Source organism: Jatrophihabitans sp. GAS493 (assembly GCF_900230215.1).
Lineage (GTDB): Bacteria > Actinomycetota > Actinomycetes > Mycobacteriales > Jatrophihabitantaceae > MT45.
In genome coordinates, this window is the sequence record NZ_LT907982.1 from 4604234 (window position 1) to 4615423 (window position 11190).

Genomic DNA, 11190 nt, shown 5'->3' on the forward strand with positions numbered 1-11190 from the left:
GTACCCACGTATGCCACGGCCCAGTAAGTTCAACGCAGCAAATCGACGCGCTGTAGACACGACGGCGCCGCTAATCCTGCCGCCGGGCAGCGGCAGGACTAGCGGCGCGCGTGAGGGGGACGGGATACGTCAGTTCTTTACGATGCGTCCGTCTATCGAGTAGGTAAACGGGTCCGGCTGCTTACTCACAAAGTCGACGAGCGCGGTGAGCACCGGCTGAACCTGTTGGACCACGTTCGACGCGCCCTTCAAGACGGTAAACCCGTCGCCTCCGTTTGCGGCAAAGGAGTTGGCTGTAGCAGTGTAGGTCTGTGAGCCGTCGTTGGGAATGGGGTTTGAATCATCGCCGGCCTTACCGAGCCACACCCCGGTGATTGAGCCACTTCCCTGGGTTCCGGTGTAGGCGAAGTGCAGCCCGGAGACCTGCATGATCCCCCCGGTTCCGGTTGCCAACTGCTGTGCGAGCACCGCCCAGACCTGCGCCCCCGTCAGTTCGAAGGTGTCAACATAGTTGTCCTGGAAGGGCTGCGCGGTATACAGACTGCCGAAGGTCACCGGGCCCGCGGTGAACCCCGAGCGGATGCTGCCGGTGTTGACGAAGGCAAGCTGCGTTCCGGCGTAGGCGCGCTGCGCATCGGCGATAAGGTCACCGGCCGGGGACTCACCCGCCGCGCTCTGCCCGTTCTCGCGTTGGGAAGGGATATCGGTGCTGGCGGTATTTATCAGGCGCTGAGTGATGGGGTTGGTGGTCGCTACGGCGTTGTCGACGATCGCCTGCACCTGTTGGTCAATTGGAACGGCTGGCGCGTCCGGATCGGTGGACTGAGGGATGCTCGAGCGCCAGACCGGCACGATGGCCCCCCAGGTCGCCTTGATCGTCTCGGTCTTGCGGTCCAGCAGCAGTTGCACCTGATCGAACGCCCGACCGTACGAAGACGCCTGCACGACGAGTGCCTGACCCACCCGTGTGCTGACCGTCGTGTGAGTGTGTCCGGAGACGACCAGTTTCACCGCCGGATCGAGGTGGGCGGCGATCGAGTTGATGCGATCACTCACCACGCCGACCGGGAAGCTAGTCTGCGTACCGCCCTCGTGGATTATCACGACGAAGGTGTGCACGCCCTGCTTCTCCAGTGCGGCGACAGAGCCGTTGATGGCGGTGACCTCATCCGTGAAGTGAACACCGGCTGTAGCGTCGGTGGTCGTCACGGTTGGCGTAAAGATGGTGGTGGCTCCGATGAAGCCGATCGGTACGCCGGCAACGCGCTTCACGAGGTACGGCGGAAGCAAGGGCTGCCCCGTCGCGTCGCTGATGACATTCGCGTCGACCACGGGGTAGTCCAGTTTGTTGAAATCGATCGACGGGTCCACGGTCGAGGTGCCCCCATTGATCTGCAGTTGAAGTTCCTTCACGCCGCGGTCGAACTCGTGGTTTCCAAGAGTGCCGATATCGAACCCCATGAGGTTCATGGCGTCCAAGGTCGGCTTGTCGCGCAGGAGTGCGGTCTCGGGCGGACTGCCACCCACCATGTCACCCGCCTCGACCGTAACGGTGTTCGGGTTCTCTGAGCGGGCTCGTTCAAGGTCGCCGGCCAGTGCGGCTATTCCTCCCGCCGCGTCCTTTACACCGGTGTACGGATCGCTGTACGTCAATCCATTCCCGGTGATGTTGCCGTGCAGGTCGTTCACGGCCAACAGTTGAGCTTGAACATAGCGATCACCATCTTGGAGGATGCTGGTCAACACATGCCCTTGGGTCTGCAGCGGTGGATCAAATCCGCCGAGGACGGCCAGAGTCGGCGCCACATCGACCTGCTGCACCGACGCGGCGCGACCGTGGTGATCAATGCCCGGTCCAGCGGCGAGGAAGACCGGGGCTGCCGCCTGCTTGCCTCCCGCTTTGTCTGGCCCAGGCAGGTAACCGTCCTCAGCCACCGGACGTATCGTGCTGATCTGTGTTCCGGCCGTTGCACCGGTGAAGGTGTAGGGCGGACGTAGAATGACCGTAACGTCTCCACTGCGAGTGGGGTTCGCCCCGCCCGTCCCGGGCAGATTGGCCAGATCAGACTTGGTATAGACCGCCTGCACGATGCGCTGGCCGGTCGTCGGGTCAACCAGGTCACGGTATGCGTTGACGATCTTCGAGACGGTAGCCGAGTAGTCGGTCGCTGCTACCGTTCCGTCCGGGTCACGCCCGGCCAGTTCGAGATAGATCTGGGTCGTCGCCCCGGTGGAGCAGGCTTTCGCCAGACTGGAACCGACCGCCGCAGGCTGGCAGTTCGCCGATTGCTCTGTATCTTGCAGGCCGAGGTGCACCAGCGGCAGCGCGGGATCGACCGCGCGCCAAGCCGGTGCGACGGCATGGTCGCTCGTGGCGACCACGTCGGTATTCGTACCTAGCAGGCCTTGCAGCGTGCTTATTTCATGATCTGCGTTTCGGTACGCACCCTCAAGCATCGATTGGCGCTGCCGGGTGAGATGATCCCGCCGCCCGGAGCCTGCGAATCGGTCAAAGAAGGGATTGGCGACATCACCCGCTGTAGTTGGGGTCAGCAAGGCCAACAGTTCGCCGTTCGTCTGACTTATGACGTCAGTTCCGGCGAGGACGACATTCGTATGTGGTTGCAACTTGCCCAGGACATAGGAGTCAACGGCTCGCTCGTAGGCCCCACTGAGAAGGCTGGTCTGTTCGTACCAAGTGCGCTCGTCGATGACTCCGGCCTGCAAGGCTGCCGCGTCCCCGTACACAGCGGGCGGCAAGTTCTCGGCCAGGTAGTTGGCGAATCGGCCGCCCCACTGCGAGCTAGTCGGCAGTGCATTACAAGCCGCCGTAAAGCACTGTGCGTTAGCCCGACTGATTGGCGTGTAGTAGAGGCCGAAGTGCGATACATCCGGGCTCAAGGTGGTCAGCTTCACATAGAATCCGGCGGCTGCTCCGGCGGCGATTCCGGTCAGCGAGTTGTCACCCGAGAGCCGAATGGGCGCGAAGTTCCCTGGGGACAGAGTGGCCACCGCGTTGACGCCATCCTTCCCGGCGGACGCAGGGACGATCAGCACCCGGTCGTACCCGCGCCTCGAGGTTGCGTAGATAAACAAATCGAAGTCGCGGTTTGGGTTCACGGCCGATGAAGTCGTCTCGATACTGAAGGTCGATTGCAGGGCCGGTCGGCGGCTGGATGGCACATGACTCCATCCGGTTGCTGCCTCGATGGTGGCCGCCTGGTATCCGAAGCCAGCAGCGCGGACCTCCGTTTCACGTGTCGGTTCGGCCGGGGTCTGCACCACGCCCGCTTGTGAGTACGAGGTTGCACGATCGACCGTCGGTCCGGCAATCCCCGCCGCAAGACCGCCCGGCCAATCAAGTTGGGCAACCAGGCGTCCGGCACCTTCGGCCGACGCGGCCAGCGATTCGGCCTCGTCCGCGCCGGCTGCGGGTCCTGCCGTCACCGCGGTAGCTGTCGATGAGAGCGATGAACTGAACGCTGAACGCGTGTCGAAGTAGGTGTCGCCTGTTGTGCCTGTTCGCGCGGGCCACGCTCCGGTCGTGAGTGCATCTACATCCGGTCCAGTCGCCGCCGGAACCGCAGTGGTGATTCCGGATTCAGCAGATACTCCCTCGCGCTGGAGCCGAGCATAGGCCGGCAATGCTCCTCTCTTTTCGAGACTTTCCAGCGTGCGAGATTGCAGGCCAGCCGCATCAAAGAGGAGTACGGACGAATCAGATGCAGCGTCCCCGTTCTGAGTCGGCATAGCGGACGCCCGTGCATCCTGACCGCTCAGAGCGACCAGTCCGGCCGCGACGGCGGTGGTCATACTCAGCAATGCGAACGACTTCTTCAGGACCTGTGGCCTCATGACGACTCCACTGAAGGGTATTGGTCTAGTCCACATTGGACTAGACAACATGCGCAGAGTGTGCCGGAGATCCAGCTATCAGTCAACCGTTCGCGACCTTGAGATTTACCTGTGGGCGAAGCTGTCCGGCACACATCAATATCCGAAGTTCTGCGTCCAGTAGTAGTTGTGGAGGCCAACACCAAGAGAAACAGCGGTAGGCAGCAAAAGATTGGCCAGGTGCCCAGGGCTTCGGATCCACGCCTCAACCGCCGAGGCCGGGGTGAGCTGGCCATGAGCGATGTTCTCGGCCGCCGGGAGCGGGTAGCCGTGCTCCCGCATCCGATCGAACGGTGTCCGCCCGAGGGCATCGACGTGTCCGAAGAAACGCCGCATCGCCATCTCGCTGCTATGGTCCCGGGCGGCCTGACGCAAGAGTTCACTGGGCACCAATGGACTAAGACCGCGCGCAACACGAAATTCATTGGTCAGTCGCACGACCTCGTCCTCAGCCTGCCGTCGGACGCCATCACCAATGAATTGATGCGCTCGTCGGACGCCAGGCACCGCGGGCGGCGGCGCGGCCGGCTCGGACTGAGCGAGCGAGGCTGCTTGATCCAGTTGGCCTGCCTGGTGCCTGCGGCGTACCGGACGGCCATCACCTCTCCTGCGCTTGCGACTCTTGGGCACTCTGCTCCTTGGATTCAGACGCATGAACCGACCGCAGCCGACACCACTAGACACGCCCACCCGCTCGCCGCTGGTTCAACGAACTGGCGACAGCCGATGCCGGTCCGCCTGATCCATCCGGCTTCGGGCTCAATGAACCAAGCGGATGGTGCCAACCGTGAGTAGCACGCTGTTTGCCATGTTCAATTCAGATGGAGGCTCGAATGTACAGACGGATTCTCAGACGAACGCTTGCCCTACCCCTGCGAGTCAGGGCGCTCGTCGCCATACTCGTCGCACTCGCGGTTGGCGCGGGGTTGGTCGCCAGTGCCGGTTCGGCCCTGGCCGACGGCTACTCGACGCCGATTAGCGTCTCAACAACCGGTGCGTGCATTGACACCGGCTCAGGCGGAGGTGCCTGGCTCGCACCGTGCAACGGATCCAACACTCAGAACTGGCAGATCGAGCCCACACCCTGGGCGGCCGGACCGCAGGTCTATCTGCTTCAGAACGCGGGCACCGGCGCCTGCCTCGCAATGACCGGTACGCCACCGGACGGCCAAACGACAGCGGTTTCAACGGCACCATGTGGCGACCCCAACCTCGCACTCGAAGAGCAGTGGTGGGGTCAGGGCGTCTTTGGCTTCTTGAAGTTCCAATCGTTCGGAGGCAACTTTCTGACCGACAATGGCCAGGGTGGCCTGGTGGCGTCGGCTCACTGGAGCGATCCAGGCGCGCCGGCGACGTGGATCGTCAACGTGCACGGGTGACAGGGAGCCGTCACGCAACGCTCAGTGCATTGCGGAGCGCACTGAGACTGCAATGCGCGATTAGGGGCAAATGCAACTGCTCAGAACTAACCCGGCGCTCCTCACGGTGATGTGACTGTCTGGCCGATATCGACGGCGATCAACACCGCGCGCGCCCAGGCCAGGGCGGTGGCGTGTGGGCGGCCGGGATGCGACGCCACACGCCACCGCCGACTGCGCGTACACATCCAAACCGACACTCGTACGCTCAACAAGCACCGGGACCTCATCCGCAAATGTAGGCACCACCGGCTTAACCCGGCCGACAACCCACGACGACTTGCGCGCGGTCCCGGCCCGAACCCGGTCCCACATACCGTCTGGCAAGAACAAGGGCAGTCCCGTTGTCAGTCGTCATTGACGCGCTCAGATTTGCCTCGCTTCTTGTCCACCCGATGTGTGCCGGAGATAGCTGAAATGAACCGACCGCTGCCGAGTGGCCGTGATTCCACAGTATTGGCCATCGTTTTCGTTCAATCCATGGAGGTTCTCATGAATGTTCTGGTCACCGGACGGCCGTTGGGTCGCTTGTCGCTTCGAGCGAAAGCTCTCCTCGCGACGCTCGTCGCTGTCGCCGTCAGCACAGCCCTCGTCGTCGGCGCCGCCCCAGCGCGAGCCGACGAAATCTCAACGATCAGGATCCTGACGACGGGGGCATGTATCGATATCGATCCAAACACCAACCTCTATGTCTCAGACTCCAGCGTCTACCTGGCACCTTGTGACGGCTCGAATACGCAGAACTGGCAGATCGCCAGGGCGCCCTGGGCCAACAACGATGGCACCTGGTACTGGATTGTGAACGAGGCCACTGGCCAATGTATGACCCCGCTAGATTTTGTGATGGAGTCGACCAGTGGCGTGTTTGCCGGGCCGTGCGACGGTGATGCCGGCACCACGCCGGGGTGGCAGCTTCAAGGAATGTTCGGGACCCTAATCGCGGCACCGGAGGGCAGATGGCTCACTGACAATGGGCAGGGCGGCGTCATCGTGACACCGCACGGATCCGTTCCGGGCGCGTCGGCGACGTGGCTGACCACCCCTCCCATCGGGTGAGGGTCAAACCGGGCCCCGTCGAGGTCAGTGCTTGGTCGACGCTCACCGAGGGTCGACATCATTGGCCGCCTGCTGAAAACGTCGCTTAGACCGCTCTACCCGGCCGCTTTCACGGTGATGGTGTCCCGTTGAAGTGCTCCCACCTCGTCACCCAAAGGTTTGCAGCGACTGCAACGAATCCCAGCACCCGGCTGACGCAGCCCCGCCGACCCAACGACCAAGACGAGACACGGCATCCACAGATCGCTACGAAAGATCTGGCTAGAGAATGCAAACGCTTACTATGGGCAAACTCCGTCTGATATTGCCTCCGCCAAACTCAATCCGCCCGGCAGCGTTGGTGATCCATCTTTACGCTGGCCTGCGGGACGGAATCTGCCCATATCCGTGGTCAACACCCTTATCAGAATTATTTTCGCGAATGTCGCATCACCGAGTGAATTCCATCCGAATGAAGTTGAGGGTCTAGGATAATTCGGCCGATGCGAGTAGGTTGGCCTCGTTGCTCTCGGCCAGCTGCTGTCCGAAAGCAGATAGCCCAGGGGAATCCTTGTAGTCTGGGCAATTTACACGAGGAGCGAGCAATGCAGCAATCGAGATTCGGTAAACATGCTGCGATCCAGTCGATACCCGCCGCCAGCAGAGAGGCGCCTGGCGCCGCCGGTACACGACGGCCCGTCAATGAGGGCCGGCGCGAGCCGACGCGACACTCGCGTGCCCGACACCGCGCCCGGTCAGTGGTCGGATCCATTGTCCTGATTGTCGGCGCATCTCTAGGTTGGTTGGCCACGGACGATGCTTCAGCGATAGCCGAACCCGCATGCGTCTCCTCCCCCGTCGCGGATCCAATGCATGTCACGATCACGCCGGATGCCGACGTCGTCGCTTTTTCAACCGTCAAAGCTACCTTCAGCGGCACGATATCCAATGGACATTGCGCCGGTGACTCATTCTCGTTCGGAATTCCCGCTGCCTTGAGAGTCCAGGATGGCGCCGTATACCTGCTGAAGTCGCCCGACGGGAGCACCGTCGCGACGATGAACGTCACTGGTCAGACGGTGCGAGTGACGTTTTCGACGTACGTGCAGACTCACGAACAAGTTGCGGTCACAGGTTTCCTCAGCGCACAGATCAACGACTCCGCGGCACCCGGAGCGACCCAACAGCTGAGCTGGACGTTTGGTGGAACCACCGTGACTACACCAGTCACGATGGCAAGCTGCCCGAACTGCTCCATCATGCCAACAGATCTTCGGAAGCACGGCGACTACACCGGCCATGCGTTGCTGGCCGTCGTCAACCTTCCTACCTCCACGGCGTCAAACGAATCCTTCAGTTTCTCCGACACGTTGACGAGTCCGGGTCAAGCGATGGCCTGCTCCGAAGCAGTCACGACAGACGGCTTCACCCAGCTCAACGCCTGGGGCAACCCCACTGACGTACAGACTGGGCCCACCCCAGTCATCACATCATGCACCGCAAGCAAGCTCACCGGCACCGTCGTCGTTCCGGCCGTTGGTACGGTAGTCCGCGCATACATTCCGATCTCGGTGACAGACGCGTCGCGAAGCAGCTGGACCGACACTGCGGATGCCACAGCTGCCGGCACAAGCTGGAGTGCGCCAGCGACAATCAGCGAACTGGACGGCGGAGGAGAAGGCGTCGGCGTGGTGCCCACGTCGACCGCGATTGCGACGCCCTCGCCGGCGGCACCGTCACCCGCCGAGCAGAGCCCTTCTGCGGAGACCGCATCGGGCAGCGGCCTGGCGAACACAGGTTCGCGCACAACGGGCCTGCTGGTCCTCGCCGCGTGCCTGCTGCTCCTTGGCGGCGCCGCGGTTGCAGGTAGCTCCCGACGTCGACAGGGGGGCCGGTAGCGGGAGCGCTGCTCACCGCAGCGCGTCGCTCAGACCGAGACTCCAGACCGCCACACCTCCGAGATGCACACTCCTTGCGTACGTCACCCGGGCCGCGTACGTCCTGGCATCAGACCACCAGATGACGGTCCCGCTCGAGAGCGTGGCGTGCCATTCGAGTTGAGTGGCGTCCCAATAGGGCGTGGCGCCGTCCTGCTTCACGATGGCCCGCGCCCCAGCATCAGAGAGTTGGCTACCTGCACCTGACTTCGGCCAGGTATAGCCGTAGCCCGCGATACCGAGTTGCACCTTTGCGGCTGGGATGCTCGTCAGGACGGGTTTGAGCGATGCGATCACCCAGGGCTGTCCACCGACGGGGCCGGCATTCGACCAGGTGGGTCCGTGTTGGTCGTAGGCCATCAACACGATGTGGTCCGCCGCCGCACCGAGGCCAGTCAGGTCGTAGCCCTCGGCGGCATAACCATCAGGTGTCGCCATGAGGCAAATCGACACGCTCTTGCCGGTGCCGAGACTGCTATTGAGCCTGGACACGAAGGATGTCAGACCAGGGGTGTCTTTTCCCGTCAGGCTCTCGAGATCGACGGTTACTCCATCCCAGCCCTGAGCCTTCACGTCGGCAGCTAGATCATTGACGACGCTGGCGATGTGAGCCGATGATTCGAGCAGCCGGTGGCCGATCGCCGGCGAGAAATCGCCTATCGCGTCGTCGAAGTTTCCGATGAGCAGTTCGGCCTTCTTCTGCTGCGCATGCGCCGCTCTGAGGAGAGTCAGGGACTCTGTGGACACCGCTGTGAGCCCGGCGCCGTTCGAGGTGAGGTTGATGCCGTCAACGCCGACAGTGGTCAGGGCGCCACGACTTGCGGCCAGCTGAGCAGTGGTGGTGGCGCCCGCCTCCGCGTAGCCGACTACCTGCATCACGGGCGGCGATGTCGCAGGGACTTGGCAGGACGCAATGCCTCCACCCAGAAGCGCAGCAGCGGCCGCGGCTGCGCCCGCTGAAATGATCACGAGAAAATCCAGTATCGGTTCATTCCCGCAGCCTAGCGACTGACGGTGATCGATGGATGGCGCTGAGCTATCCACAAGCCGCTTAACCACACAGTCAACCAAACGCATATTTAACACACCGCTACGGAGTCGCGGACATTCAAACGCGTTTGGCTTGGCGGTTTTGGACTGCGCAAGGTCAACAGGGGCACCAGCGGCCATTCCGCTGTCGAATCGTCGCGTTCGCTATAGATGCATGCAAGCAGTCGATCATTGACAGTAGTCACGCGATAACACAAATGGTTCATGCGCTCTGCATTGACGCCGAATGCAAGCCTGACAGATCGGCGGCACATTGCCGCGTTTGGGCGTTCAAGTCCGGCAGCTAGCGAGACGGGTCGGAACAGTGAAGGTCAAGGAAGTGATAGGTCAGGATTCGACGGCAATGCAAACGAATCCCCGAGCCCGCATAACCAAACGGTCGGAGCATCCGAAGGTTCGAAGCTGCGCCAGAAACGCTGGTAAGTGACACGTATCCAAAACCTGTTCCATATGATTTACTTCACGAAGTTGTATCAGCGTCGGAGTGAGGTCACATGGCCGTTCCCGTGTCGTCCACGGCATCGGGTCTTGTCACGACCTTTATGCAGGATTCCGCGCGTATGGCCCGTGAGCGGGGCCCAGTTTTTCATCGCAGCCTGTTCCACCTTGAGTTCACTTTCGTCTCTAGTGCGGCGCTCGCCACGGAATTGTCCGATGAACGGCGTTTTAGGAAGTTGGTGCACCCGAGCGTCGCGGTGCTGCGTTCGTTTCTTGGCGACGGGCTGCTCTCCGCCGACGGCGATGATCCGGCGTGGCGGGTCGGGCATGAGCTGCTCATGCCGGCATTCAGCCAGGCCTCGATGCGCCAGTATCACCCGGTCATGCTGGACGCCGCCGATCAGCTCATCGAGACCTGGGACCAGGCCGACGGCGACCCAGTCGATGTCGTCGCCGACACCACCAAACTCAGCCTGGAGGTCATCGGCCGTTCCGGGTTCGGCTACTCCTTCGACTCCTTCCAGCAGGGGCCGACCCACCCGTTCGTGCTCGCACTCTCTGACACGGTCGCCAACGGGCAGCGCACCGTCACCCGCCCACCGATGCTGGGCAGTCTGATCGGTGCGCGTGCCGCGCAGCGGGCGGAACAGAACATCGCCTACATGAACAGCGTCGTCGATGACGTCATCACCCACCGACTGACCTCGGCGAACGACCAAGCTGAAGACCTGCTGGCAATCATGCTGGCCTCAGACCTCCTTGACCCGGTCGCGATCCGACACCAGGTGCTGACCTTCCTCGCCGCCGGCTATGAGACCACCTCAGGCGCGCTTGCGCTTGCGCTGTACTACCTGGCGAGGGATCCAGAAGTGCTGGACCGCGCCCGAGCCGAAGTCGACGCCATCTGGGGTAACGACGAACCGACCTTCGACCAAGTCACCAAACTCCGATACCTACGTCGAGTCGTCGACGAAACCCTCCGCCTCTGGCCGACCGCACCCGGCTACGCCCGGCAGGCACGCGAAGACACCGTCCTCGGCGGGATCCACCCCATGCACGCCGGAGACTGGGTCCTAGTACTCCTACCAGCCGTACACCGCGACCCGGTATGGGGCGAGGACGTCGAATCCTTCATCCCCGACCGCTTCCTACCCGAACAAATAAAACGCCGACCACCCGGAGCCTACAAACCCTTCGGCACCGGCGAACGAGCCTGCATCGGACGACAATTCGCCCTACACGAACTCGTACTAACACTCGGACTGCTAATCCGCCGCTACCACCTAACACTCCCACCCGACTACACACTTCAGGTGGAAGAGGTACTCCTCTTGCACCCGGTGGGACTCACGCTTCAAGTTCATCGCCGTCAGCCTTCGGAGGGTCAGCGATGAGAGTGGACGGCCAGCTGTGGATCG

At 62.4% G+C, this 11190-nt stretch carries 7 protein-coding genes; 4 read left to right on the forward strand and 3 right to left on the reverse strand.

Annotated elements, in window-relative coordinates:
- Window positions 1-129: 129 nt before the first annotated feature.
- Window positions 130-3906 carry a 5'-nucleotidase C-terminal domain-containing protein gene (locus CPH63_RS20845; RefSeq protein WP_096304654.1) on the reverse strand — a complete coding sequence of 1259 codons (3777 nt, stop codon included), beginning with the start codon at window positions 3904-3906 and terminating at the stop codon, window positions 130-132.
- 84 nt (window positions 3907-3990) lie between these two features.
- Window positions 3991-4548, reverse strand: a complete 558-nt coding sequence (locus CPH63_RS23840; RefSeq protein WP_096304655.1) for a CAP domain-containing protein — start codon at window positions 4546-4548, stop codon at window positions 3991-3993.
- A 179-nt stretch (window positions 4549-4727) separates the two neighbouring features.
- On the opposite strand from CPH63_RS23840, the gene CPH63_RS20855 reads away from it, so the two are divergent.
- From CPH63_RS20855 to CPH63_RS20865, 3 genes are all read left to right on the forward strand, one after another.
- Complete coding sequence (locus tag CPH63_RS20855) at window positions 4728-5273, forward strand: hypothetical protein (RefSeq protein WP_157749700.1); 546 nt, start codon at window positions 4728-4730, stop codon at window positions 5271-5273.
- 456 nt (window positions 5274-5729) lie between these two features.
- Complete coding sequence (locus tag CPH63_RS20860) at window positions 5730-6368, forward strand: RICIN domain-containing protein (protein WP_172892257.1); 639 nt, start codon at window positions 5730-5732, stop codon at window positions 6366-6368.
- 848 nt (window positions 6369-7216) lie between these two features.
- Complete coding sequence (locus CPH63_RS20865; RefSeq protein WP_096304658.1) at window positions 7217-8245, forward strand: Ig-like domain-containing protein; 1029 nt, start codon at window positions 7217-7219, stop codon at window positions 8243-8245.
- A gap of 12 nt (window positions 8246-8257) precedes the next feature.
- Here CPH63_RS20865 and CPH63_RS20870 read toward each other — a convergent pair whose 3' ends face one another.
- The gene (locus CPH63_RS20870) at window positions 8258-9160 is read right to left on the reverse strand and encodes a glycosyl hydrolase family 18 protein (RefSeq protein ID WP_241895908.1); all 903 of its coding nucleotides are present in this window, start codon (window positions 9158-9160) and stop codon (window positions 8258-8260) included.
- A 734-nt stretch (window positions 9161-9894) separates the two neighbouring features.
- Between CPH63_RS20870 and CPH63_RS20875 the strand changes: the two genes are divergently transcribed.
- Window positions 9895-11166, forward strand: a complete 1272-nt coding sequence (locus tag CPH63_RS20875) for a cytochrome P450 (protein ID WP_241895909.1) — start codon at window positions 9895-9897, stop codon at window positions 11164-11166.
- Window positions 11167-11190: the final 24 nt, after the last annotated feature.

Bases quoted from the DNA above. Each gene is read 5' to 3' on its own strand.
- CPH63_RS20855 (WP_157749700.1), top strand. From the start codon at position 4,728: ATGTACAGACGGATTCTCAGACGAACGCTTGCCCTACCCCTGCGAGTC.
- CPH63_RS20845 (WP_096304654.1), bottom strand. From the start codon at position 3,906: ATGTTGTCTAGTCCAATGTGGACTAGACCAATACCCTTCAGTGGAGTC.
- CPH63_RS23840 (WP_096304655.1), bottom strand. From the start codon at position 4,548: ATGCGTCTGAATCCAAGGAGCAGAGTGCCCAAGAGTCGCAAGCGCAGG.
- CPH63_RS20865 (WP_096304658.1), top strand. From the start codon at position 7,217: ATGCATGTCACGATCACGCCGGATGCCGACGTCGTCGCTTTTTCAACC.
- CPH63_RS20875 (WP_241895909.1), top strand. From the start codon at position 9,895: ATGGCCCGTGAGCGGGGCCCAGTTTTTCATCGCAGCCTGTTCCACCTT.
- CPH63_RS20870 (WP_241895908.1), bottom strand. From the start codon at position 9,160: ATGCAGGTAGTCGGCTACGCGGAGGCGGGCGCCACCACCACTGCTCAG.
- CPH63_RS20860 (WP_172892257.1), top strand. From the start codon at position 5,730: ATGAACCGACCGCTGCCGAGTGGCCGTGATTCCACAGTATTGGCCATC.